Source organism: Alloalcanivorax xenomutans, assembly GCF_900217905.1.
Lineage (GTDB): Bacteria > Pseudomonadota > Gammaproteobacteria > Pseudomonadales > Alcanivoracaceae > Alloalcanivorax > Alloalcanivorax xenomutans.
Genome location: NZ_OBMO01000004.1, coordinates 14,364 through 38,229, shown reverse-complemented (window position 1 = coordinate 38,229; position 23,866 = coordinate 14,364). Strand labels below are relative to the sequence as shown.

The following is a 23,866-nucleotide window of genomic DNA, read 5'->3' as shown; positions in this document are numbered from 1 at the left end:
CAGGCTAACGCTCGCGGCGCCAGCGCTTGGGGCCGACCCCGGCCCATTGACGAAACGCCCGGGTAAAGGCGCTGTGCTCGGAGTAACCGAGCAGTGCCGCCACTTCCGTCAATTCCAGGCGGCCATCCGCCAGGTATTCCCGGGCCAGTTGGTAGCGGACTCGCTGTAACACCGCCTGGAACGTCTCCCCCTGTTCCGCCAAACGGCGTTGCATGGTACGCGCACTGACATGATAGCGCTCCGCCAGTGCTTCCAGCGTCGGCCGCCCTTCGCGCATCAAACGCACCAGATCGGCGTCGTAGGGCGACCCCGCGCGCGGCTGACGTTCCAGTAACGACTGCGCCTGCCGGTCGAGGATATCCACCAGGCCCGGGTCCGGCGCGCCCAGCGGCAGCGCCAGATAGGTCAGCGGTATCCGCAATACCGTCCGCGCGCAATCGAAACGCACCTCGGCACCGAAAAACGCCCGATAAGGCGCCAGATCCGCTGGTTCTGGATTGACGAAATGCACCGCTTCCACCGGCAAATCCCGGCCCACCAGGTTGCGAATGAACTGCACCACCGCCGCCACGCCGGTTTCATCCACCAGCGCGCCCGGGCGGCCACGTTCCACTCCCCAACGCACTTCCAGACTGTCGCCCACGGTGGCCACCCGGGCCGGATTCACGTCATAAACCAGCCGGTGATATCGCTCCAGCCGTGCCAGCGCTTCGCCCAGTGTGCCGCAGTGGGACACCACATAGCCAAGCACATCGAAATGCCGGGCGGTGATGGTACGCGCCACCGCCAACCCCAGGGCCGGCTCATCCAGGTGCTGGCTGGCAATCTCAAGACTGTGCCGCCAGAACGCCAGCGGCACTTTCTCCAACCCATCCTCGGCCAGCACCGTCGGCGCGCCCAGCAGGGTCTCGGCCTCCACCCCCTGGCTTTCCAGGTAATCGTAAAGCAACCGCACATAGGCGGCGGCCACATAATTATCGGCGGAAGTCGTCATTGTAGTATCGTTGATCATGGTAGCGGTGCCTGTTGCTCGGGATCATCGAGCAGAGCACGGAGATGTACCGTGGCCCGCCACCATTGTTCCAGAAAGCGGCGGGACAAACTCAAGTCCTGCAAGGCCAAATCCAACGTATAGCGTGTCAGCGCGCCGTCCATGGCGCGTTGCATCAAAGCGTCCTTGACCTGCTCGTAGGCGAAACGCAACGGCTCCGTGGGATCCCCCCCGCGCCGCAGTTGCTGGTGCATTTGCTCGAACCAGGCCGCCAGTACCGCCATGGCGACCTCATGATCCGGCTGCCGGATCATCTGGCGGCCATGCTCGTTCATCCCGGCCAGGGCATCTTCCATGTTGGAAAGGTTCAACTGGATCCGCCAGCCGATACGAAAGCCGTTCACCTGTTCCTCGGTGAGCTGTTGCCGACCGGCCATGGCCAGAAAATCACCCAATCCCGCCAGCAGCTGGCGCCGCTCGGCGATGCCCTTGAGACGCTCGTCATGAGGCCGCGGCAAGCCACCGAGCGCATCCGGATAGCGCGCAAGGATCCGTTCGATCTCCCTGGCCAGCGCCGTCCTTGCCGCGTCCGGCAAATCCGCCACGTTACGATCCAGGAACTGCAACTGCGCCGTGGCCCGTTGACGTTCCTTGAAGCGCGTCAGCAAAAAACGCGTCAGCACCGGCTCCAATGGCCACATCAGCACTATGCCCAAGGCATTGAACGCGGTATGAAACAGAGCCAGCTGCCCCGGCGGCGCCAGCCCCCAACCACTGGCGACAGCCACGACCAGATCGACGCCGGGCCCCAGTAACGCCAACGCGACCAGCGCGGTCAGCAGATTGAACAACACATGGGCCACCGCCAAACGCCGGGCCTGAACGGTGGCACCGAGGGTGGACAGCAGCGCCGTGGACGTGGTGCCCACGTTGGCGCCGATCACCAGCGCCGCGGCGCCGCCGAAATCGATCACGCCACCGGCCAGGGCGGTGAGCACCACCGCCAGGGCGGCACTGGAAGACTGCATCAAGGTGGTCAGCAGCACGCCTATTCCCACCATCAGCACCAACGGCTGGCCCGCCATGCCCAGCGACAACCGCTCTCCCATCTGGCCAAAGCCGGAGGACAGCACCTGGATACCCATGAACAGCAAGCCGAATCCCGCCAAGGCCATGCCAAGGCTGCGGTAACGGTCAAAAGGGGCGAACACGCGCAGCAGCGCACCCACCCCGATGATGGGCAAGGCGAACAGGTCGATCTTGAAGCTGAAGCCGATCATCGCCACCAGCCACGCCGTCAGAGTGGTTCCCAGATTACTGCCGAAAATCACCCAAACCGCCCGCTCGAAGCGCAACAATCCGGTATTGACGAACCCCAGGGCCGCCACGGTGACAGCGCTTGAGGATTGCACCATGACGGTCAACAAAGTGCCCGACACCAGGCCGCGCCACCGGCTCGAGGTCCAGGAGGACAGCAGCCGCTCCAGGGAGGGTCCGGCGGCGACCCGCAAGCCTTCGGTGATCAACCACATGCCCAGCAAGAACAGTCCCAGACCGCCCAGGCTGGAGCTTATGTACCCCATGTGCCTTCTCTCTGACCGTGTTTCGCGCCCTTGTCGTCATTTGTCAAAAAAGAGTCCGGCTGCGTCAAGCGTTTTCTGCGCCATCGGGGAACAATCTTGAGGTCCGTCAATCTTCCCGGACCGTCCCGCCGCCCACCATGGCGGTGGTGGCGACCGTTTTTTCGCGAGGTCCCCATGCTCGAGGCTTTACAACATCTGGACTGGCGCACCCTGGTACTACCCGCCATGGTGCCGATCTTCATCGCTGTGTTATTGGCGGAGTGGATCCGCTTTCGCGGTCGCGGCCGCTTCCTGCTGCGCGACACCGCTGCCAGTATGGGGTTGGGGGCCCTGTATATGGTGTTCGATACGCTGGTCACCGTGACCCTGGTGGCGCTGCTGTTCAACTGGGCCTACCAGCACCGGCTGTTCACCGTCACCATGACCCCGCTCACCGGAGCGCTGCTGTTCGTGCTTCTGGAATTCTTTTATTACTGGTTTCACCGTGCCAGCCACCGCATCCGCTGGTTCTGGTCGGCCCATGTGGCGCACCATTCCAGCCGCTACATGAATTTCTCCACCGCCATGCGGCAAAGCGCCCTGTACAGCCTGGCCGGCAACTGGATTTTTTATATTCCGCTGGCGTTCCTCGGCTTCGAACCGGTGTGGGTGTTCTTCATGCTCACGGTGAATCTGGCCTATCAGTATTTCATCCACACCCAATGGGTTGGCAAGCTGCCACGTCCGATCGAGTTCGTGTTCAACACGCCCAGCCACCACCGCGCGCACCATGGCCGCAATCCCGAATACATCGACCGCAACTACGGTGGCATTCTGATCCTATATGACCGGTTGTTCGGCACTTTCGTGGAAGAGCAGGAAACCGTGCCGGTGGAGTATGGCATCACCCGCCCGGTGGACAGCTTCAATCCGATCACATTGACGGTGCACGAGGCCCGCGACATGTTCCGTGACGCTCTGCGGCCCGGTCCACTAAGGCATCGCCTGAAGCACTTCTGGGCGCCGCCGGAATGGCAGCGCCCGGAGCAGGAAACGGAGGACGGGTTCAGCCGCTCCCCGGCAGATTAAGCAAAAGCAGCGACAAGGCAGGGATCATCACCAGGATGCCGATACGAATCACATCCGCGTACAGGAACGGGACAATACCCCGGCTCACCGTGCCCAAAGACGTATTGGCACTGTACTTCTGCACGATAAACAGGTTCATTCCCATGGGTGGCGTGATCAGACCGATCTCCACCACCATCAGAGCGAGGATACCGAACCAGATCGACTTTTCGGTATAGGTGAGATCGAAGAATTCCAGGTTGACCACGATCGGATAAAAGATCGGCACGGTGAGCAGAATCATGGACAGGGAGTCCATCACGCAACCCAACAGCAGGTAGATGGCCAGAATCGAGAGCAGTACCACGAAAGGCGCCAACCCACTGTCGGCAACCCAGGACGCCAGTTCCGCCGGCATCTGACTGAGCGCCAGGCCGCTGTTGAGCAGATCGGCGCCGACCACCACCAGGTAGATCATGGCGGTGGCCTCGGCGGTGCCGATCAGGCTTTGGTACAACCCTTTCCAGCGCAAGCCACCGCGTACTACCGCAAACACGCCACAGGCGGCGGCGCCAATGGACGCCGCTTCGGTGAGATTGGCCCAGCCTCCATAGATACCGAAGATCACCACGATGAAGATCAACAGCACCGGAGACACCTCCAGCAACGCCCGCCACCGTTGAGGCCAGCCGGCCTTGTCCACCCTCGGCACCGACGCCATGGTACGTACCGCCACCAGGCGGATCACCACCAGATAACCGAACATCGCCACCAGACCAGGAATCACCGCCGCCATGAACAGCTTGGCGATGGACTCCTCGGTGAGCACGGCATAGATGATCAACGGCACCGACGGCGGAATCAGAATGCCCAGAGTACCAGCGGCCGCCACCGTCCCGGCGGCCAGTTTGGGCGGGTACTGATGTTTCTCCAGCTCCGGTAACGCCACCTGGCTCATGGTGGCGGCGGTGGCCAGGGACGAGCCGCAAATAGCACCGAAACCGGCACAGGCACCGGCGGCGGACATCGCCAGACCACCGCGCCAATGACCAATGAAAGCCGCCGCCGCTTTGAACAGGGCGCGCGACAGACCGCCGTGAATGGCGAACTGCCCCATCAACACGAACAGTGGAATCACCGCCAGGTCGTAATTGGAAAAGCGGGCGTAAACCAGATTATTGATGGTGAACAGCAGCGCCGTGGTGTCACCGTGATTGACGATCAGATAGCACGCCACACCACCCAGCAACATGCCCACGCCCACGTGCACGCGCAGCGCCAGAATCAGCAGAACGCCGCCGAGTACCCAGAGTCCGATTTCCATACCACTCATGACGGCACCCGCAGCGGCTTGCTGGTCAGCGATCGTGCCGCCTGATACAGAGCGCAGGCGCACAACAGCGCCAGACCGGGCAGCATCAGCATCTGCGGAATCCACAGCGGCACCGCCAGCATGGTGGATGTGGACCCGTATTCATGACTGTCCAGGGTGAGCAGGCCGGTGCGCCAGATCAGCAACGCCGCCACCAGCGCCAGCAGCAGATGACTGAGTGACAGTAGCACCCGGTTCACTCCCGCCGGTAGCAGCCCGGCGATCAGATCCACGCGGATGTGGTTATCGCGCAGCTCGCACAACGGCATGAACGAGGCCACCGCCACGGCGATCGCCATTTCCAGAATTTCTATGTCACCGGGAATCGGCGCGGACCACAACTTGCGCCCCAGCAGAGAAACCAGCGACATGGCGATCACCGACAACACCACGGCACCGCCAAGCACGGCGACCACGATGCTGAGACGGCGCAATACCGTTTCAACCATGGGAAACCTCGGCCTTTATCAGAGTTGAAGGGCGGAGTTGAAAGGCGGCATTAATGAGCGGCGTTAGCGGGCGGCGTGTTCACGCACGATATCCCGCAGCCCCTGATACAGCGCCTGGCGGTCGATACCGCCCTTATCGGAGGCCACCCACTCATCGGTGACTCTTTGCGAGGCCTCACGCATGGACTGATAGGTGGCATCGTCCAGCGTCACGATCTCGTGGTCCGGGTCGGCGGACAGTTTCTCCACCACCTGATCGATGGTCACATCCCAGGCTTCCCCGAAACGGCGGGACAGGGCCTCTCCGCTAAACCGGTCAATAATCGCTCGCAGATCGTCGGGCAGATTCTGATAACGCTTTTTGTTCATCAATACCGCCAGCGTGGTCACCGTGGGCGTGGCCTGATCCGGCGCGGTCCGCATATGGTAATGAGTGGTCTCATCCAGTTTGGTCGGCGGCACCACTTCCCACACCGCCAGGGCCCCGTCGATGACGCCCTTGGCCAGCGTGTCGGCGATTTGCGCCGGCGGCATGCTCACCGGCGTGGCGCCCAGGGAGGTGAGCAACTCGGAAGCCAGCCGGGTGGACGCCCGTACTCGCAGCCCTTTCATGTCGTCCAGGGAGGCCACTTTGCGGCGCGCGGTGTGCAAAGTACCACCACCGTCGCTCTGAATGGCCAGCACGTGGTAATCACGGAAATCATCCTTGGCGTAGCGTTGATAAAATTCCCACGCCACTTCACTGCCATCAACCCCACCGGAGGGCATCACGAACGGCAACTCCAGCGCCTCGCTACGCGGGAAACGGCCGGCGGCGTAACCGAGACCGGTCCAGACAATATCCACCACGCCATTACGAGCCATATCGGCCAGCTGAGCGGGCGTACCGCCCAATTGCATGGACGGATAGATCTGACATTCGATGCGATCACCGGATTGTTCCGCCAGATCGGCGCACCAGGGCTCCAGCACGTTTTTCTGTGCATTCGCCACCGCCGGCAGGAAATGCATGATACGTAAAGTGACTTTTTCTTTTTGTTCCGCCGCCTGGGTCTGGGCGCTCAAGGACAGCCATACGATCGCCAGAAGGGCCATGATTTTTTTGCAATGCATACACACCTCTCGGGTTGATACCCTGATTGTTATTCATCGGAATCCATCCTCGCCATCGATTCCTTTCACTGGCCCGTCCGGATTCCATTAATGTATTAATGAATTTCTAACACCTCGCCCCGATCAGGTCAACGGAGGATTAGGAAAAACCGCCGGCGCCTTTCTTTTGTCACTCTCCGTACCGCCCCCGACGAGCACCCCACGAAAAGTGCAATTTTTCCCGCGTAAATCACCTGGGTTCGTTTTCTCCCCTCGGCCAAGATGCGGAACGTCATACGCCGATAACAACAATCGCGGCGGGCCGGTTTGATGTTCACAGACCTCCGGCCGGCCCGGAAAACAGGAGAAGTAACAGTGCAGTTCCACCATCACGGCTATGTATCCGAAGACCCGAGAATCGAAGAAGCGTCCGGCACCGGGGTCAACCGCCCCGACACTTTGCCGGACCAGGTCGACGTGCTGATTGTCGGCAGCGGACCGGCGGGAATGATCGCCGCCGCCCAGCTGGCGAAGTTTCCGAATATCACCACCCGTATCGTCGAACGCCGCCCCGGGCGCCTGCGGCTGGGCCAGGCCGATGGTATCCAGGCGCGCAGTGTGGAAACCTTCCAGGCGTTCGGCTTCGCCGAACGGATCACCGCCGAGGCCTACCGGATCACCGAGATGGCGTTCTGGACACCGGACCCGGACAACCCCTCCCACATTGTCCGCTCCTCGGTGGCTCCCGATGACGCCAGCGGCGAAATCAGCGAGTTCCCTCATCTCATCGTCAACCAGGCTCGGGTGCTGGATTATTTCGCCGAGTTCGCCCGTAACGCCCCCGCCCGCCTGACTCCGGACTATGGGCTGGAATTCCAGGATTTACGCATCGATCATGGCGAGGACTATCCGGTGACGGTGACGTTGCGCCATGTCTGCGGCGATCAGGAAGGTCTGGAACGTACCGTGAAAGCCAGGTACGTGATCGGTTGCGATGGGGCTCATAGCCGCGTGCGCGAAGCGATCGGCCGCAAGCACATCGGCAAGGTCGCGAATCACGCCTGGGGCGTCATGGATGTTCTCGCCACCACCGATTTTCCAGACATCCGCACCAAGTGCGCGATCCAGTCCGCCTCCGGTGGCAGTATTCTGCACATTCCCCGCGAGGGCGGTCACCTGTTTCGCATGTACGTCGATCTTGGCGAAGTGGCCGGGGATGACAACCGCCGCATACGCCAAACCACGCTGGAAACCACCATCGCCAAGGCCAACCAAATCCTCCACCCCTACACCCTGGAAGTTAAGGATTGCGCCTGGTACACCGTCTACGAAGTGGGCCACCGGGTAACCGACAAGTTCGATGACGTGCCCCCCGAGGCTACCGGCACCCGCGCGCCACGCGTTTTCATCACCGGCGATGCCTGCCATACCCACAGCGCCAAGGCCGGCCAGGGCATGAATGTGTCCATGCAGGATGGTTGGAACATCGCCTGGAAACTGGGCCACGTGCTCTCCGGCATCGCTCCGGAATCGCTGCTGGAAACCTATTCCAGTGAGCGTCAGGTGGTGGCTCAGAACCTGATTGATTTTGATCGCGAATGGTCGAGCCTGATGGCCAAACCGGCCGAGGAATTCAGCAACCCGCAAGAGCTGAAGGAGTTCTATGTCAAAACCGCCGAATTCCCAGCGGGCTTCATGACCGAATATCAACCGTCGATGATCACCGGCGGCAAGGCACACCAACATCTGGCCACCGGCTTCCCGGTCGGCAAGCGGTTCAAATCCGCCCCCGCCATGCGGGTGTGCGATGGCAATGACGTTCACCTGGGGCACCATGCCACCGCCGATGGCCGCTGGCGGATCTATGTCTTCGCCGATCAATCGGCTCCCACCGGGCACTCCCCGTTGGCCAACTGGGCCGACTGGATGCTCAACAGCCCCCGTTCTCCGGTGGTGAAATACACTCCGGAAAAAACTGATCTCGACAGTCTCTTCGATATAAAGGTGATCTATCGACGGCCCCATGGCGAGGTGGAGTTCGGCCCAATGATTCCGGCGTTGTTCATGCCAAAGGTCGGCCCGTTCCAATTGACGGACTACGAAAAGGTTTACGCCGTCGACCCGGAGCACGACATCTTCGAGGCCCGGGGTATCGATCCAAAAGGCGCGGTGGTGGTGGTGCGGCCGGATCAGTACGTTTCACTGGTGACCGCTCTGGACGCCACCGATGAACTGGCCGCCTTCTTCGATGGAGCCATGCTGCGGCAGCGCCGATGACACCCCGGACTCAGGGCGCCCGCTTGTCGGCGCGGTAGCGCCCCGGTGTCATGCCCGCTTCGCGGGTAAAAAAGCGTGAGAAATAAGCGGGGTCATTAAAGCCCAGCTGGTAGCCGATCTCGTTGATCGACGCGGTGGTGAAGATCAGCAACCGGCGGGCCTCCTGCATCAGTCGGTCGAACACCAACCGCTTGCTGGATTTGCCGGCGGTGCGCCGGCAAATCTCGTTGAGCCGGTTCTCGGTAACACCCAGTTCGTCGGCATAGCGGGTCAGGGTCCAGTGATGCGGGTAATGATCCTCGATCAGCATCTGAAAACGCTGAAATAGGGAGAGGTCCTCATGACGTACCGGCTGCGGCGTCACGCGGTTGCGTGCCAGCCGGAACAGATCGATGAAGATCAACTGCGCCAGGGCCCGCACCGCCTGAGACTGCCCTGGCCGCGGCCGTTGAATTTCCGCGCGCAGCTGATCAAACAGACGGTCGAGTCCCGCCATCGCCGGTGCCTGTGCCGCCGGCAGTTGGGAAGCCGCCACACACAGCGCGGCGATATCACTGACGTCGCCCAGGTCACCGCTTTCCTCCAGCAGCGACCACACCAATTGCTGCTGCACCGTGAGCACATGGCCATCAGCGTGCGCATCGGTGACGAAGGCGTGGGTCACCGTGGGTGGCGTGAGGAAGAACAGGGGGGCCCGCTGATGGTACTGATGCTCATCCAGGTACACCCGCACCATGCCGGACTTGACGTAATGTACCTGGAAGAAGCGCACATGGCGGTGCGCCGGCATGTTGCGTCCGAAGAAGTCCGCCATGCGGCCGAGCGCGTCGTAGTGCACTTCAGCGTCGGCGTAGCGCTTGTCGTACACCTGACCGATGTTGATGTTGGGTATGGGGTCGGTTGTTGTCATGGTCCTGCCCGCCGCCTGATACCGGCATCATTCACCGCTTTAGCGGATCCGGCAACGTCTTCTTGATTTCATTAATATATTAATGTAAACATTAACCTATTAACAAAACAAGGAGCCTTCATGCGGCACGCTAAAGTGGAATATCAAGGGCGCGTCCGGACGGTCACGATCGGTCCGGACGACCTCCCCATAAGCGACGACGGCGCGGTTCTTGACGTCACCGCGCTGCGCTGGCTCCCGGCCAGTGGTGGCACTCTGTTCGGTGTGGCCTTGAACTATCGGAGTCTGCTGGAGGCCCGGCTACCGGAGTTTCACCAGCCGCCCTACCAGAAGCCACCGGAGAAGCCGGTGTTGTTCATCAAGACCCCGAACACGCGCAATGCGCACCAGGGCACCGTGGCACGGCCTCAGGGGGAGCGATTGCAACCGGGTCCCGCCCTGGGCGTGGTGATCGGTCGCCGCGCCAGTCGTATCAGTGAGCAGGACGCCCTCGATTATGTTCGCGGCTACACCGTGGTCAACGAGTTCAGCCTGCCGGAAGACAGCTACTACCGGCCGGCGATCAAAGCCAAGTGCCGGGACGGTTTCTGCGCATTGGGCCCCTGGTGGGTAGACCGCGACGATATCGCCAACCCCCATGACCTCACGCTGACCCTGACGGTTAACGGGGTCGAAAAGCAGCGCGGCAGTACCGCCGATCTGATTCGGCCCATTCCCCGCCTGATCGCCGAGTTGAGCGAATTCATGACCTTGAACGAAGGCGACGTGCTGATCACTGGAACACCGCCAGGCCGGGTGGATGTCAGCGAAGGGGATCAGGTGGACACCACCATCGAGAGCATCGGCACCCTCCGCAACCTTATCGTCACCGACCACGGCGGGGAGGCGAAACAATGAAAAGTGCACGCATTCAATACCACGGCGACACGCTGGCGGTGGCCGTGAATGACGACGGCCATCCGCTGCTCGCGGACGGTACGATACTGGACCCGGAACAGGTCACCTGGCTGCCGCCCGCCACCGGCACCATGTTCGCCCTGGGACTCAACTACGCCGACCACGCCGCTGAACTGTCCTTCAAGGCAGCGCCCAAGGAACCGCTGGTGTTCGTCAAGGCCGCCAATGCCTACACCGGTCACAACGGCCGCAGCTGGCGCCCGGACAACGTCGAGTACATGCATTACGAGTGCGAGCTGGTGGCGGTCATCGGCAAGACCGCGCGTAATGTGCCGCGCGCCGACGCCCTCGACTTTGTGGCCGGCTACACCCTGTGTAACGACTACGCCATTCGCGATTACCTGGAAAACTACTACCGCCCCAATTTGCGGGTGAAAAATCGCGACAGCACCACCCCGGTGGGCCCGTGGATCGTCGACCGTGACGATGTGCCCGACCCCAATGACCTGCGCCTGCGCACCTACATCAATGGTGAGCTGCGCCAGGAAGGTACCACCGCCGACATGATTTTCGATGTCGCTTTCCTGATCGAGTATCTGTCCGGCTTCATGACCCTGTCTCCCGGCGACATGATCGCTACCGGCACCCCCAAGGGCATGGCCGACGTCCAGCCCGGTGATGTGGTGGACGTGGAGATAGAAGGGATCGGCAGGCTGCGCAACCACATGGTCAGCGAGAGCGACTTTTTCAGGAATACCGAGGAGTAACCCGTGATCAAGCATTGGATTAACGGCCAGCAGGTGGCCAGCGACGAGACCTTCGACAACATCAACCCCGCCACCGGCGAAGTGATCGGCCAGGTGGCCAGCGGTACCGAAAAGGAAGTCCATCAGGCGGTGGCCGCCGCCAAGGCCGCTTTTCCAGGCTGGGCCGCCACACCCGCGAAGGAACGGGCGCGGTTGATGCGCCGGCTCGGGGAGCTGATCGATGAGAACGTACCGAAACTGGCGGAGCTGGAAACGCTGGATACCGGTCTGCCGATCCATCAGACCAAAAACGTGCTGATTCCACGCGCGTCGCATAACTTCAACTTTTTCGCCGAGGTGTGCACCCGCATGAACGGGCACAGTTATCCGGTGGACGACCAGATGCTCAATTACACCCTGTACCAGCCGGTCGGGGTCTGCGCACTGGTATCGCCCTGGAATGTGCCGTTCATGACCGCCACCTGGAAGACCGCTCCCTGCCTGGCACTGGGCAACACCGCCGTGCTCAAGATGTCGGAACTCTCGCCGCTCACCGCCAACGAACTGGGCCGGCTGGCCAAGGAAGCGGGCCTGCCCGACGGCGTGTTCAACGTGATCCAGGGTTACGGCGCCACCGCCGGTGACGCCCTGGTACGCCACCCGGACGTCCGCGCGGTGTCGTTCACCGGCGGCACCACCACCGGCCGCAAGATCATGCAGAACGGCGGCATGAAGAAATACTCCATGGAGCTGGGCGGCAAGTCGCCAGTGCTGGTATTCGAGGACGCGGACCTGGATCGGGCCCTGGACGCGGCGTTGTTCACCATTTTCTCCTTGAACGGCGAGCGCTGCACCGCCGGCAGCCGTATTTTCATTCAGGAAAGTGTTTACGACGAGTTCGTGAAGACCTTCGCCGAGCGCGCCAAACGCCTGAAAGTGGGCGACCCCACCGATCCGGAAACCCAGGTGGGCTCGATGATCACTCGTCAGCATTACGAGAAGGTCACCGGCTATATTCGTCTGGGTATCGAGGAAGGCGCCAAATTAGTGGCCGGCGGCCTGGAGCGTCCGGCCGGGCTGCCGGAACGGGTCGCCAACGGTCAGTTCATTCAACCCACCGTGTTCGCCGACGTGGATAATCGCATGCGCATTTGCCAGGAAGAGATCTTTGGCCCGGTGGTGTGTCTGGGTAAATTCAAGGACGAACGCGAAGCGCTGGAACTGGCCAACGACGTGGAATACGGTCTGGCCTCCTATGTCTGGACCCGGGACGTCGGCAAGGCTCACCGGGTGGCCCGTGGCATCGAGGCCGGCATGGTGTTCATCAACAGCCAGAACGTGCGCGATCTGCGTCAGCCGTTTGGCGGCGTCAAACAGTCCGGTACCGGCCGCGAAGGTGGTGAATACAGTTTCGAGGCCTTCACCGAAGTCAAAAACGTCTGCCTTTCCATGGGCAGTCACCACATTCCCCGCTGGGGCGTGTGAACGCCAGCTTAAGATTCAAGGGCGGAGCGCCAATCTCGGATAAGGAGAAAAATCATGGGCGAAGTCGTTCTCGCCGCTAAAATCACCCACGTGCCCTCCATGTACCTGTCGGAGTTGCCGGGCAAACATCAAGGCTGCCGGCAGGCGGCCATCGACGGCCACAAGGAAATCGGCCGCCGTGCCCGTGAGCTCGGCGCCGATACCGCCGTGGTGTTCGACGTGCACTGGCTGGTCAACAGCGGCTTTCACATCAACTGCGGTGAACGGTTTGAAGGCATCTACACCAGCAACGAGCTGCCGCACTTCATCAAGGACATGCGCTACCGTTATGGCGGTAACCCCGCGCTGGGAGAAAACATAGCCGCCGAGGCCAACGCCGCTGGCGTGCGCACCCTGGCTCACAACATCCCCAGTCTGGAACTGGAGTACGGCACCCTGGTGCCCATGCGCTACATGCACATGGACGTGCCCGAGGAACAGCATCTGAGTGTCATTTCCATAGCCGCCTGGAACGCCTGGCACCGGCTGGAGGACAGTTTCACCTTCGGCGCCGCCGTACGCCGCGCCATCGAGGCCAGCGATCACAAAGTTCTGGTACTGGCTTCGGGATCGCTTTCCCACCGTTTTTCCGACGATCGTGAAGCGGAGAACAACCTGCACAAATGGACCCGCGAGTTCGATCGCCAGGTGGACATGAGGGTGGTGGACCTGTGGCGCCAGGGCCGCTTCGGGGAGTTCTGCGCCATGCTGCCGGACTATGCCGAGCACTGCTATGGCGAAGGCGGCATGCATGACACCGCCATGTTGCTGGGCCTGCTCGGCGGCGCCGAATACGACAAGCCGGTGGAGATTCTTACCGAACCGTTCGGCAGTTCCGGCACCGGCCAGATCAACGCGGTGTTCCCCCTGCCCTGGTAACCGCGCGCACTGACACGGACGTACTCAAACGGAGTAAGAGCCATGCCCCATTTCATTGCTGAATACAGCGGCAACCTCGAACCCGAAGTGGATTTCGACGGTCTGTTCGCCAACGTCCACGAGGCTCTCGGTAACAGTGGCGTGTTTCCACTCGGCGGCATCCGCAGCCGCGCCATTCGTCACGACACCTGGCGCATCGCCGACGGCCAACACGATTATGCTTTCGTACACATGACGCTCAAGGTCGGCAGCGGCCGCGATCTGGCGACACGTCGGCGGGTGGCGGAAACACTGTTCGAGGTCATCAAGGCCCACTTCGCCCCGTTACAGGAAAAGCGACTGCTGGCGGTGTCCTTCGAGATGACCGAGTTGAACCCGGATCTGAACTTCAAACACAACAACATCCACGCCTTTCTCAAAGGGGAGAGTTGATGCTCGACGAGGCTTTCATTCGCCAGGCCGCGCGGCGGCTCGACGACGCCGAACAGCGGCGTACCCAGATCCGGCAGCTGTCACTGGAACAACCGGACATCACCATCGAGGACGCTTATGCCATCCAACGCGCCTGGGTGGAAAAAAAAATCGCCGACGGCCGCAAGCTGATCGGTCATAAAATCGGCCTCACCTCCCGCGCCATGCAGGTTTCATCCAACATTGACGAACCGGACTACGGCGCCTTGCTGGATGACATGCTGTTCAATGAGGGCAGTGACATTCCCTGCGACCGTTTCATCGTGCCGCGCCTGGAAGTGGAACTGGCCTTCATGCTCGGCAAGCCGCTGCAAGGACCGGATTGCACCCTCTTCGATGTCTACGATGCCACCGAGTATGTAATTCCGGCGTTGGAAATCATCGACGCCCGCATTCAGCAGGTGGATGCGGAAAGCGGCGTGACCCGCAAGGTTTTCGACACTATTTCCGACAATGCCGCCAACGCCGGCGTGGTCATGGGCGGCCGCGCCATCCGGCCCATGGACGTGGATCTCAGACGTGTCTCGGCGGTGCTTTACCGCAACGGCGTGATCGAGGAGTCCGGCGTCGCGGCGGCGGTGCTCAATCATCCGGCCAAGGGCGTGGCCTGGCTCGCCAACCGGCTGGCCCCCTACGGTATCGGTCTGGAACCCGGCCAGTTGATCCTCGGTGGCTCCTTCACTCGCCCGGTGGCGGTGCGCCCCGGCGACACCTTTCATGTGGACTACGGTGATCTCGGCGCCATCGCCTGCCGTTTTGTTTAACGGAGAAATCTCATGGACATGCCGGTGAACACATTCAAACGGGCCCTGCTGCAAGGCGTACCGCAAATCGGGCTGTGGTTGGGGCTGGCCCATCCCTATAGCGCCGAGCTGGCGGCCAACGCCGGTTTTGACTGGCTGTTACTTGACGGTGAGCACGCGCCCAATGATCTGCGCAGCCTGCTGTCCCAATTGCAGGCTATTGCCCCGTACCGCTCGCAACCGGTGGTGCGCCCCCCCGTGGGCGACACTGCTCTGATCAAGCAGTATCTGGATCTGGGCGCACAGACGCTGCTGGTGCCAATGGTGGAGACGGCGGACCAGGCGCGTCAGTTGGTTCGCGACATGCGCTATCCCCCTGAGGGCATACGCGGTGTCGGCAGCGCTCTGGCCCGGGCATCACGCTGGAACAGCGTGCCCGGCTACCTGGACAAGGCCAATGACGAAATGTGTCTGCTGGTGCAGATAGAGTCCCAGGCCGGCCTGGATAATCTGGACGCCATCGCCGCGGTGGATGGCGTCGATGGTGTCTTCATTGGCCCGGCGGACCTGAGTGCGGCTCTGGGCCATCGCGGCAACCCTGGCCATCCGCAAGTGCAAAACGCCATCGAGGATGCCATTCGCCGCATCCTGGCCGCGGGCAAGGCCCCCGGCATACTTTATGCCAATATCGATAAAACCCGCCATTTTCTTGACCTGGGTTGTCTGTTCGTGGCCGTCGGCGTGGACACCAGCCTGTTGATGGGGGCTCTGAAAAACCTGGCCGGTCAGTTTAAACCGGATGACGACAACCCTACCCCATCTTCAGTGTATTGACGCTCTCCCCATCATCATTAAAACAAGAGGAAAAATCATGTTTCGTTTGCGCTCAACGCTGATCGCGACGCTGCTACTCACAGCCGCTCTGCTTCCGTTCACCGCCGCCGCCGCACCGGCGGAGCAGCAGCAGGTTCGTTTGATACTGCTGGGAACCAAGGGCGGCCCCTCCCTGCTTTCCGATCAACGACTGCCTCAGTCCACCGCGCTGATGGTCGGAGATGATCTGTACTTACTCGATGCAGGTTACGGCGCCAGCCTGCGTCTGGTTCAGGCCGGTATTCCTCTGGCCCGCCTCAAAGGTGTGTTCATCACTCATCTGCACAGCGATCACGTACTGGATTATCCATCGGTATTGATGAACGGCTGGGCCAGCGGTCTGAAGCAGCCGGTGCGGGTGTTCGGCCCTCCAGGCACCCAATCGATGACCGATAACACCTGGAAGACTTTCCAGGTGGATATCGGCCTTCGCATTGACGACGAAGGGAAGCCCGATCCACGCGAACTGGTCACCGTGAAGGAAATCGATGAGGGCATGGTTTATCGGGATGAACACCTCAAGGTTTCTGCCTTGCGCGTGCCGCACCCTCCGTTCAAGGACGGTCAGGCCTTCGCCTACAAGTTCGAGACTGGCGGCAAGACCATCGTTCTCTCCGGAGACCTGAACTACTTTCCGCCGTTGGCGCGGTTCGCCAAAGACGCCGACGTGCTGATCAACGAGGTGGTCCACGTGGAAGCAGTGGAGCGCCTGGCTAAACGTATCGGCAACGGCTCCACCTTGGCCAAGGCCATCATCTCCCACCATGTTACCGCCGAAAACGTGGGCCGTATCGCCAACGAGGCTGGCGTGAAAAAACTGGTGCTGAGCCATTTCGTTCCCGCCGATGATCCTCTGGTCACCGACGACGTCTGGCGTAAGGCGGTGGGAGATCAATATAAAGGCCCCATCGTGGTGGGCCGAGATGGAATGGAAATCAACCTGAATGACTGACACCACTGCCTCCTCAATCGCTCTCGGAAATAGCGCGCTGTTACGGCAGGACGCCTATATCGACGGCAAATGGATCAGCGCCATGCAACGCTTTTCAGTCACTGACCCGGCCACTGGCGCCGAGGTGACACAAGTGGCGGATCTTGCCGCGGAGGCCACCAGCATGGCCGTGGACGCCGCCCATCGGGCATTACCGGCCTGGCGTGATCTCAGCAGTGGCGAACGCGCCGAATTGCTGAAGGAATGGTTCCTCCTTGTCATGGCGAACCGTCAGGATCTCGCCCGCCTGCTGAGTCTGGAGCAAGGCAAGCCACTGACGGAAAGCCTCGGCGAAATCGACTATGGTGCCCGCTTCCTCGAATGGTTCGCCGAGGAAGCCAAGCGGGTGTATGGCGACATCATTCCCCACGATCGCACCGGACGGCGCTTGGTGGTGCTTAAGCAACCCGTGGGCGTGGCGGCGGCGATCACCCCGTGGAATTTTCCCCACGCCATGGTCACTCGCAAGGCGGCGCCGGCGCTGGCCGCCGGTTGCACTCTGGTGCTCAAACCGGATCCGCAAACACCGCTGTCGGCGCTGGCGTTGGCGGCACTGGCGGAACAGGCCGGCATACCCGCCGGTGTATTCAATGTGGTGACCGGACGTGATGCCGCCGCCATAGGCACGGTGCTCACCGGTGATGCGCGGGTCCGCAAGTTGTCGTTCACAGGCTCCACTCCCGTGGGCAAGCTACTGATGGCGCAAAGCGCCCAGCACATGCAGAAAGTCAGCCTGGAACTGGGCGGCAACGCACCGTTCATCATTTTTGACGACGCCGATCTGGACGCCGCCGTGGAAGGCGCCCTCGCCTCCAAGTTTCGCAACAGTGGCCAGACTTGTGTATGCACCAACCGCTTTCTGGTCCACCATCGCATCTACGACGCGTTCTGCCAGCGCTTCAGCACATCGGTGGCGGCGCTGCGAGTCGGCCCGGCCTTCGAGGAAGGCGTGCAACAGGGCCCTCTCATCAATGAAGACGCCTTGCGTAAAGTAGAGACGCACCTGGCCGACGCCATTGGCAAAGGGGCCCGGGTCCTCAGCGGCGGACAACGCCATGCGCTGGGCGGCGCCTTTTTCCAGCCCACGGTGCTGGCCGACGCGACACCGGACATGTTGCTGTTTCAGGAAGAGACTTTCGGACCGCTGGCACCGGTGTTCCGGTTTCATGACGAAGACGAAGCGCTGGCCCTGGCCAATGATACGCCGTTTGGACTGGCCGCCTACGTCTACACCCGGGATCTGGGACGCGCCTGGCGTGTCGGTGAAGCGCTGGAATATGGCATGGTCGGCGTTAATGAAGGTATTATTTCCAACGAGCGGGCACCCTTTGGCGGCATCAAGGAATCAGGTCAGGGCCGCGAAGGCTCCCGTTACGGAATAGAGGATTATCTGGAAGTAAAATACATGTGTCTGGGCATCGGTTAATGCCCATTCCAACTGTAAGGACGCCGATCCCGCATGCCCAAAGCCGCACCCTCCCTCACCCTGGCCCTGTTGCAGGGTCGCGAAGCCGTGATGGCGTACTTCCGCCCTTTGCTCAACAAACACAACTTGACCGAGCAGCAATGGCGAGTCATTCGTATTCTTAAACAAGCTCCTGACTTTACCCTGGAAAGTCGTGATCTGGCCGCCCTGGCCTGTATTCTCCGGCCCAGCCTTACCGGCGTGCTGGTACGTCTGGAAAAAGCCGGCCACGTTCGCCGCTGGAAACCGGAAACGGATCAACGGCGCCTGTGCGTCACCCTCACCGATCAGGGACATGAGGTATTCGCGCAAATGAGCAAAGGCATGAACCGGCAATATCAGAAGATCCAGCAGCGGCTCGGCGAAGACGACTATCAGACGTTGATGGATCTGCTGAGCCGGCTGCGGGACCTGCAGCCCTGAGCCCAGGAGCAGTCCTGAACCCGTAAATAAGCTGGCGGCCACCAGGGGCCGCCAGGTCCGTTATTTAGGCCGGCGCATGCGGCAACCCGTGGCCGGCATGGTTACCGCCTCCGGTTCGATGCGATCCAGTTTGGCGAAATTGAAGTCCGTGCCTTCGGCGCCATAGGGCATGTCGTCCTTCAGCACAGAAACGAACAACGGCGTTTGCAGCTGATGGTCCTCGCCACGCATGGTGACGGTGCCGTAGGACGTCTCCAGTGACAGTCCTTCCAGCGCCCGGGCCACGTCCACCGGATCATTGCTGCCAGCCTTGTCCGCCGCTTTTTGCAGCATTTCCAGCATTACCGTGATACGCGGATAAAACAGGAAGTAATCCCATTTCTTGTCTTCATACATCTGCTTCTGACGCTCACCGATAGCGTCATCGTCGGTATCACCGTAATAGCCATAAATCTCATAAATACGATCCACACCCTGCTCGCCCAACTGGCTGACCACCCCCGGGCTGCCGCCATAGTAACTAAGGAACGGCACATTCAAACCAAACTCCGCCGCCGCCTTGACCAGCAAGGTGATGTCCTGCCCCCAGTTGCCGGTGATGATGGCGTCGGCCCCGGATGCCTTGATCTTGGAGACATAAGGCGTGAAATCCTTCACCTTGCTCAGCGGGTGGAAATCCGTACCGACAATTTCGATGTCCGGACGTTTCTCCTTGAGCATGGTGCGCGCCGCTTCCGCCAGCGCATGGCCAAAACTGTAGTCCTGGTTGATCAGGTAGATCTTCTTGATGTCATCCCGTTTGGCGATCCAGTCGGTAAGCGCCTTCATCTTCATGTCGGAATGGGCTTCGAAACGAAAGTGCCAGAACGAGCAGCGTTCATTGGTAAAACTTGGCTCCACCGCGCCATGGTTCAGATAAAGCACCTCTTTTCCGGGGTTACGCCGGTTATACTTATCCACCGCCGCGATCAGAGCCGACCCCACCGCTGAGCCGTTACCCTGAACAATGTATCGGGCTCCCTCATCGATGGCCTTCTGTAACTGCACCAGACTCTCCTGAGGGTTGATCTTGTTGTCCAGCCCGATGATTTCGATGGGATCACCATTGAATCCGCCATTGGCGTTAAGCCGTCGCGCGTCGAAACGCAGATGCTCCAATACCGGCAGGCCGGTGCTGGCCATGGGGCCGGTCAGCGGATCAATCAGCGCGATTTTCACCGGCGCCGCCAGCAACGGCCCCGCCATCATCATCAATGCAGCGAATAGAATAGAAATAGCACTCCGCATAAAGCCTCCGTTGTTATTGTGATAAGCGTTATTCATGCCTCCTGAAGCAAGGCTTTGTAATATTTACTCTGTATATATACCAAAGAGTATGTGCACAACAACGAGGCCTTGTCTATTTTGCCTTGCGTCACCTAGTCTCCACTGCTCGCCCTGCGACGGCGGGCGCTCATGCGCAGGTTGAGCATTTCCACACCAAAGCTGAACGCCATGGCGAAATAGATGTAGCCCTTGGGTATATGGAAATCGAGACCGTCCGCCACCAACGCCGTCCCCACCAGCACCAGAAACGACAGCGCCAGCATCTTCAAGGTTGGATGTTCGGTAACGAAATTACCGATGGCATTGGCGAAGACCATCATGAAGCCCACCGCGATGACCACCGCGATCACCATCACCTCCAGATGATTGGCCATGCCGACGGCGGTAATCACGGAGTCCAGCGAGAACACCACATCCAGCAACGCGATCTGCACCAGAATACTGAAAAAGGAAGCGCTGCCCCTGGACTTGGTGAACTGATGTTGTTCGCCGGCGTCATCAATGGAGTGATGAATTTCCATCACCGATTTTGCCAGCAGAAACAAACCGCCGAGAATCAGCACCAGATCGCGGCCGGAAATGCCCTGCCCCAGCACCGTGAACCAATCCGCGGTGAGCCTGGTCAGCCAGGCCAGTGACGCCAGTAGCAGCAGCCGCATGATCATGGCCAGGGACAAGCCAATCAAACGCGCCTTGGGACGCTGCCGCTCCGGTAGTCGGTCAACCAGAATGGAAAGAAAAATGATATTGTCGATACCCAGCACGATTTCCAGGGCGGTCAGGGTGGCAAGGGCCACCCACGCCTCTGGAGAGGTTATCCACTCAAGCATGTATCGTCCTTCGTCCAGCCACCCACATTAAGTCCTGGCGTGGGGGGCCGAACCAAGCGCCTCACCCGCTCCCCAGGGATCCATTTTCGGCCAATGAAGCGCCATTGCCGCCCCCCATCCTACCTATAGTCACCCCCTCTCGCCCACAGGTTCATGTACCGGCCATATGGGCGTAGTATCAAGGGACCCCAACCCCACAACTTGCATGAAAAGGAGGTGCGCAGTGACGAGGATTGGCCAGGACACCCTGAACAGCGCCAAGCCGCTGAACGTCGGCGATCGGACCTATCATTACTTCGATCTCAATACCGTGGCCGACAAAGGATGGGGTGACCTCAGCAAACTGCCCTTTTCCCTGAAAGTTCTACTGGAAAACCTGCTGCGCCATGAAGATGGCGACACCGTCACCGTCGACGATATCGAAGCTCTGGTGCGGTGGCCGGAGAAACGCACTTCCGATCGCGAAATCAACTACCGCCCCGCCCGGGTACTGATGCAGGACTTCACCGGTGTGCCCGGAGTGGTGGATCTGGCCGCCATGCGCGACGCCATCAGCAAGGCCGGCGGCGATCCGAATCGCATCAACCCGCTGGCGCCGGTGGATCTGGTCATCGACCATTCGGTAATGGTGGACAAGTTCGGCAATCCCCAGGCGTTCTCGGAAAACGTGGAGATTGAGTACGAACGCAATCGCGAGCGGTATCAGTTCCTTCGTTGGGGCCAGAAGGCCTTCGACAATTTCCGCGTGGTGCCGCCGGGCACCGGGATCTGTCACCAGGTCAACCTGGAGTACCTTGCCCGCGGCGTCTGGTCCGGCGACAGCGACGACGGCAATACCTATGCCTATCCGGACACACTGGTGGGTACCGACTCTCACACCACCATGATCAACGGCCTGGGCGTGCTGGGCTGGGGTGTCGGCGGCATCGAGGCGGAAGCGGCCATGCTCGGCCAGCCGGTGGCCATGCTGATCCCGGAGGTCATCGGTTTCAAGATCACTGGCAAGCTGCGTGAGGGCGTTACCGCCACCGATCTGGTGCTCACCGTCACCGAAATGCTGCGCCGCCGTGGCGTGGTGGGCAAGTTCGTCGAATTCTTCGGCGATGGCCTGGCTGACCTGAGCCTGGCGGACCGCGCCACCATCGGCAACATGGCCCCGGAATACGGCGCGACTTGCGGCTTCTTCCCCATCGACGAACGGACCACCGAGTATCTACAGCTCACCGGCCGCCCCCAGGAAGTGGTGGACCTGGTGGAAGCCTACTGCAAGGCCCAGGGCCTGTGGCGCTCCAGCGCCGATCCCGATCCGGTCTTCACCGACACCCTGGAGCTGGACCTGGACGACGTGGTCCCCAGCCTGGCCGGTCCGAAACGGCCCCAGGACCGGGTAGCGATGACGGAAGTAAAACGTACTTTCGCCGATCTGCTCGCCAAGGAGCTGAAACTCGATGACGCCGAGATCAGCAAGCTGGAGGGCGAAGGCGGGCAGACTGCCGTCGGCAACCACGAGCCCACCAGCGGCGTGGAAGTGGAACTCAATGGCGAGCGCTTTCACCTGGACCACGGTGCCGTGGTGATCGCCGCGATCACTTCGTGCACCAATACCTCCAACCCCAGTGTCATGCTGGCCGCCGGCCTGGTGGCGAAGAAGGCGGTGGAAAGGGGGCTGATCCGCAAGCCCTGGGTGAAAACTTCGCTGGCGCCGGGCTCCAAGGTGGTCACCGACTACCTGAGTAAAACCGGCCTCCAGGACCCGTTGAACGAACTGGGATTCGACCTGGTGGGCTACGGCTGTACCACCTGCATCGGTAATTCCGGCCCACTGCCGGAAGAGATCGACCGCGGTATCGCCGAAGGCGATCTGGTGGTGGCGTCGGTGCTCTCCGGTAACCGCAACTTCGAAGGCCGGGTACACCAGAGCGTGCGCACCAACTGGCTGGCATCGCCGCCGCTGGTGGTGGCCTACGCCCTGGCCGGTACCGTGCGGATCGATCTGGACAAGGACCCGTTGGGCCGCGACAACGATGGCAAGCCGGTCTATCTGAAGGACATCTGGCCCAGCAGCAAGGAAATCCAGGATGCGGTGGTGATGGTCAACAACGACATGTTCACCCGCGAGTACGCCAGCGTGTTCGACGGCGACGAGACCTGGAGAAGCCTGCCGATACCGGATTCCAAGACCTATGAGTGGAACAGCAAGTCCACTTACATCCAGAATCCGCCCTTCTTCGAAGGCCTCACCCCCGAAGAGGAAGACGTGCAGCCAGTCAGGAACGCCCGTGTGCTGGCCTTGCTCGGGGATTCCATCACCACCGACCACATATCCCCGGCCGGGGCGATCAAGGCGGACAGCCCGGCGGGGCATTACCTGCAAGGCCACGGCGTGGAGCCGATCAATTTCAATTCCTACGGTTCCCGCCGCGGTAACCATGAGGTGATGATGCGCGGCACTTTCGCCAACATTCGTATCCGTAACGAGATGACACCCAACATTGAGGGCGGCTACACCAAGCACATGCCCGGCGGTGAGGAAATGCCGATCTACGGCGCCGCCATGCGTTACCGCAAGGAGGGTGTGCCCAGCGTGGTGGTGGCTGGCAAGGAGTATGGCACCGGATCCAGCCGCGACTGGGCGGCGAAAGGCACCCGTCTGCTGGGGGTGCGCGCGGTGATCGCCGAAAGCTTCGAGCGGATCCACCGCTCAAACCTGATCGGCATGGGTGTGTTGCCACTGCAATTCCCGGAAGGCGTGGACCGCAAGACGCTCAACCTGGATGGCAGCGAGGAAGTGGATATCCCCGGACTGAACAACGACCTGAAACCGGGTCAGGAAATCGAAGTGGTATTCCGCAAGAGCAACGGCAAGGAACAAAGCATCAAGGCGATCAGCCGTCTGGACACCGGCGCTGAGGTGACCTACTACAAGAATGGCGGCATTCTCCACTATGTGCTGCGACAAATGATGTAACTCTCCCCC

21 protein-coding genes are annotated in these 23,866 nt (G+C 61.0%); 13 read left to right on the top strand and 8 right to left on the bottom strand.

The genetic code is table 11. The features are described from left to right. Window positions 1-4: 4 nt before the first annotated feature. Both CRO06_RS04215 and CRO06_RS04210 read right to left on the bottom strand, forming a co-directional pair. Window positions 5-994, bottom strand: a complete 990-nt coding sequence (locus CRO06_RS04215) for an AraC family transcriptional regulator (RefSeq protein ID WP_022995740.1) — start codon at window positions 992-994, stop codon at window positions 5-7. A 14-nt stretch (window positions 995-1,008) separates the two neighbouring features. Further along, window positions 1,009-2,574 (bottom strand): Na/Pi cotransporter family protein, encoded by a 1,566-nt coding sequence (locus CRO06_RS04210; protein WP_097057794.1) that lies wholly within the window; start codon window positions 2,572-2,574, stop codon window positions 1,009-1,011. A gap of 174 nt (window positions 2,575-2,748) precedes the next feature. Here CRO06_RS04210 and CRO06_RS04205 point away from each other — a divergent pair, with 174 nt between their 5' ends. Further along, complete coding sequence (locus CRO06_RS04205) at window positions 2,749-3,642, top strand: sterol desaturase family protein (RefSeq protein WP_022995738.1); 894 nt, start codon at window positions 2,749-2,751, stop codon at window positions 3,640-3,642. Here CRO06_RS04205 and CRO06_RS04200 read toward each other — a convergent pair. The 3 genes from CRO06_RS04200 to CRO06_RS04190 form a co-directional block, all read right to left on the bottom strand. Then, window positions 3,620-4,954 (bottom strand): TRAP transporter large permease, encoded by a 1,335-nt coding sequence (locus CRO06_RS04200; protein WP_022995737.1) that lies wholly within the window; start codon window positions 4,952-4,954, stop codon window positions 3,620-3,622. The two genes, CRO06_RS04205 and CRO06_RS04200, sit on opposite strands and share 23 nt — an antisense overlap. Further along, window positions 4,951-5,442, bottom strand: coding sequence for a TRAP transporter small permease (locus tag CRO06_RS04195; RefSeq protein WP_097057793.1), 492 nt, complete (start codon window positions 5,440-5,442; stop codon window positions 4,951-4,953). Before CRO06_RS04195 ends, CRO06_RS04200 begins: the two co-directional genes overlap by 4 nt. Window positions 5,443-5,505: 63 nt before the next feature. Next, entirely contained in the window at window positions 5,506-6,555 is a 1,050-nt protein-coding gene (locus CRO06_RS04190) for a TRAP transporter substrate-binding protein (RefSeq protein ID WP_022995735.1), read from the bottom strand. A gap of 354 nt (window positions 6,556-6,909) precedes the next feature. On the opposite strand from CRO06_RS04190, the gene CRO06_RS04185 reads away from it, so the two are divergent. After that, on the top strand, window positions 6,910-8,811 hold the full coding sequence (locus CRO06_RS04185) for an FAD-binding monooxygenase (RefSeq protein ID WP_097057792.1): 1,902 nt from the start codon (window positions 6,910-6,912) through the stop codon (window positions 8,809-8,811). Between the two features lie 10 nt (window positions 8,812-8,821). On the opposite strand, the gene hpaA is transcribed toward CRO06_RS04185, so the two are convergent. Then, window positions 8,822-9,721: a 4-hydroxyphenylacetate catabolism regulatory protein HpaA gene (gene hpaA, locus CRO06_RS04180; protein ID WP_026948714.1), complete on the bottom strand. Its 900-nt coding sequence runs from the start codon at window positions 9,719-9,721 to the stop codon at window positions 8,822-8,824. A 120-nt stretch (window positions 9,722-9,841) separates the two neighbouring features. On the opposite strand from hpaA, the gene CRO06_RS04175 reads away from it, so the two are divergent. From CRO06_RS04175 to hpaR, 10 genes are read left to right on the top strand one after another with little or no spacing between them, the layout of a single operon-like run. Continuing rightward, on the top strand, window positions 9,842-10,618 hold the full coding sequence (locus tag CRO06_RS04175) for a fumarylacetoacetate hydrolase family protein (protein WP_218839864.1): 777 nt from the start codon (window positions 9,842-9,844) through the stop codon (window positions 10,616-10,618). Further along, window positions 10,615-11,385 (top strand): fumarylacetoacetate hydrolase family protein, encoded by a 771-nt coding sequence (locus tag CRO06_RS04170; protein WP_022995730.1) that lies wholly within the window; start codon window positions 10,615-10,617, stop codon window positions 11,383-11,385. Before CRO06_RS04175 ends, CRO06_RS04170 begins: the two co-directional genes overlap by 4 nt. 3 nt (window positions 11,386-11,388) lie before the next feature. Then, window positions 11,389-12,849: a 5-carboxymethyl-2-hydroxymuconate semialdehyde dehydrogenase gene (gene hpaE, locus CRO06_RS04165; protein WP_080531331.1), complete on the top strand. Its 1,461-nt coding sequence runs from the start codon at window positions 11,389-11,391 to the stop codon at window positions 12,847-12,849. A gap of 54 nt (window positions 12,850-12,903) precedes the next feature. Continuing rightward, entirely contained in the window at window positions 12,904-13,767 is an 864-nt protein-coding gene (hpaD, locus tag CRO06_RS04160) for a 3,4-dihydroxyphenylacetate 2,3-dioxygenase (protein ID WP_026948711.1), read from the top strand. Between the two features lie 42 nt (window positions 13,768-13,809). After that, on the top strand, window positions 13,810-14,199 hold the full coding sequence (locus CRO06_RS04155; RefSeq protein WP_022995727.1) for a 5-carboxymethyl-2-hydroxymuconate Delta-isomerase: 390 nt from the start codon (window positions 13,810-13,812) through the stop codon (window positions 14,197-14,199). Continuing rightward, window positions 14,199-15,002 carry a 2-oxo-hept-4-ene-1,7-dioate hydratase gene (gene hpaH / locus CRO06_RS04150; protein WP_022995726.1) on the top strand — a complete coding sequence of 268 codons (804 nt, stop codon included), beginning with the start codon at window positions 14,199-14,201 and terminating at the stop codon, window positions 15,000-15,002. Before CRO06_RS04155 ends, hpaH begins: the two co-directional genes overlap by 1 nt. Before the next feature lie 12 nt (window positions 15,003-15,014). Beyond that, entirely contained in the window at window positions 15,015-15,815 is an 801-nt protein-coding gene (gene hpaI, locus CRO06_RS04145; RefSeq protein ID WP_097057791.1) for a 4-hydroxy-2-oxoheptanedioate aldolase, read from the top strand. 37 nt (window positions 15,816-15,852) lie between these two features. After that, a complete protein-coding gene (locus CRO06_RS04140; protein WP_022995724.1) occupies window positions 15,853-16,806 on the top strand; it encodes an MBL fold metallo-hydrolase in 954 nt (317 codons plus the stop codon). Continuing rightward, window positions 16,799-18,271, top strand: a complete 1,473-nt coding sequence (locus tag CRO06_RS04135) for an NAD-dependent succinate-semialdehyde dehydrogenase (RefSeq protein WP_179746462.1) — start codon at window positions 16,799-16,801, stop codon at window positions 18,269-18,271. Before CRO06_RS04140 ends, CRO06_RS04135 begins: the two co-directional genes overlap by 8 nt. Before the next feature lie 33 nt (window positions 18,272-18,304). Further along, window positions 18,305-18,733 carry a homoprotocatechuate degradation operon regulator HpaR gene (gene hpaR / locus CRO06_RS04130; protein WP_014995628.1) on the top strand — a complete coding sequence of 143 codons (429 nt, stop codon included), beginning with the start codon at window positions 18,305-18,307 and terminating at the stop codon, window positions 18,731-18,733. A gap of 60 nt (window positions 18,734-18,793) precedes the next feature. Here hpaR and CRO06_RS04125 read toward each other — a convergent pair whose 3' ends face one another. Both CRO06_RS04125 and CRO06_RS04120 read right to left on the bottom strand, forming a co-directional pair. Continuing rightward, window positions 18,794-20,020, bottom strand: a complete 1,227-nt coding sequence (locus CRO06_RS04125) for a branched-chain amino acid ABC transporter substrate-binding protein (RefSeq protein ID WP_097057873.1) — start codon at window positions 20,018-20,020, stop codon at window positions 18,794-18,796. A gap of 131 nt (window positions 20,021-20,151) precedes the next feature. Beyond that, window positions 20,152-20,889 (bottom strand): TerC family protein, encoded by a 738-nt coding sequence (locus tag CRO06_RS04120; protein ID WP_031228470.1) that lies wholly within the window; start codon window positions 20,887-20,889, stop codon window positions 20,152-20,154. Between the two features lie 205 nt (window positions 20,890-21,094). On the opposite strand from CRO06_RS04120, the gene acnA reads away from it, so the two are divergent. After that, window positions 21,095-23,857, top strand: a complete 2,763-nt coding sequence (acnA, locus tag CRO06_RS04115; protein ID WP_179746460.1) for an aconitate hydratase AcnA — start codon at window positions 21,095-21,097, stop codon at window positions 23,855-23,857. The last annotated feature ends 9 nt before the right edge of the window (window positions 23,858-23,866 follow it).

Coding starts and splice junctions, on each gene's coding strand:
- hpaH (WP_022995726.1), top strand. CDS start 14,199: ATGCTCGACGAGGCTTTCATTCGCCAGGCCGCGCGGCGGCTCGACGAC.
- CRO06_RS04190 (WP_022995735.1), bottom strand. CDS start 6,555: ATGCATTGCAAAAAAATCATGGCCCTTCTGGCGATCGTATGGCTGTCC.
- CRO06_RS04120 (WP_031228470.1), bottom strand. CDS start 20,889: ATGCTTGAGTGGATAACCTCTCCAGAGGCGTGGGTGGCCCTTGCCACC.
- CRO06_RS04210 (WP_097057794.1), bottom strand. CDS start 2,574: ATGGGGTACATAAGCTCCAGCCTGGGCGGTCTGGGACTGTTCTTGCTG.
- hpaR (WP_014995628.1), top strand. CDS start 18,305: ATGCCCAAAGCCGCACCCTCCCTCACCCTGGCCCTGTTGCAGGGTCGC.
- CRO06_RS04125 (WP_097057873.1), bottom strand. CDS start 20,020: ATGCGGAGTGCTATTTCTATTCTATTCGCTGCATTGATGATGATGGCG.
- CRO06_RS04215 (WP_022995740.1), bottom strand. CDS start 994: ATGACGACTTCCGCCGATAATTATGTGGCCGCCGCCTATGTGCGGTTG.
- hpaI (WP_097057791.1), top strand. CDS start 15,015: ATGGACATGCCGGTGAACACATTCAAACGGGCCCTGCTGCAAGGCGTA.
- CRO06_RS04155 (WP_022995727.1), top strand. CDS start 13,810: ATGCCCCATTTCATTGCTGAATACAGCGGCAACCTCGAACCCGAAGTG.
- acnA (WP_179746460.1), top strand. CDS start 21,095: ATGAAAAGGAGGTGCGCAGTGACGAGGATTGGCCAGGACACCCTGAAC.
- CRO06_RS04135 (WP_179746462.1), top strand. CDS start 16,799: ATGACTGACACCACTGCCTCCTCAATCGCTCTCGGAAATAGCGCGCTG.
- CRO06_RS04175 (WP_218839864.1), top strand. CDS start 9,842: ATGCGGCACGCTAAAGTGGAATATCAAGGGCGCGTCCGGACGGTCACG.
- CRO06_RS04200 (WP_022995737.1), bottom strand. CDS start 4,954: ATGAGTGGTATGGAAATCGGACTCTGGGTACTCGGCGGCGTTCTGCTG.
- CRO06_RS04195 (WP_097057793.1), bottom strand. CDS start 5,442: ATGGTTGAAACGGTATTGCGCCGTCTCAGCATCGTGGTCGCCGTGCTT.
- CRO06_RS04205 (WP_022995738.1), top strand. CDS start 2,749: ATGCTCGAGGCTTTACAACATCTGGACTGGCGCACCCTGGTACTACCC.
- hpaD (WP_026948711.1), top strand. CDS start 12,904: ATGGGCGAAGTCGTTCTCGCCGCTAAAATCACCCACGTGCCCTCCATG.
- CRO06_RS04140 (WP_022995724.1), top strand. CDS start 15,853: ATGTTTCGTTTGCGCTCAACGCTGATCGCGACGCTGCTACTCACAGCC.
- hpaA (WP_026948714.1), bottom strand. CDS start 9,721: ATGACAACAACCGACCCCATACCCAACATCAACATCGGTCAGGTGTAC.
- CRO06_RS04170 (WP_022995730.1), top strand. CDS start 10,615: ATGAAAAGTGCACGCATTCAATACCACGGCGACACGCTGGCGGTGGCC.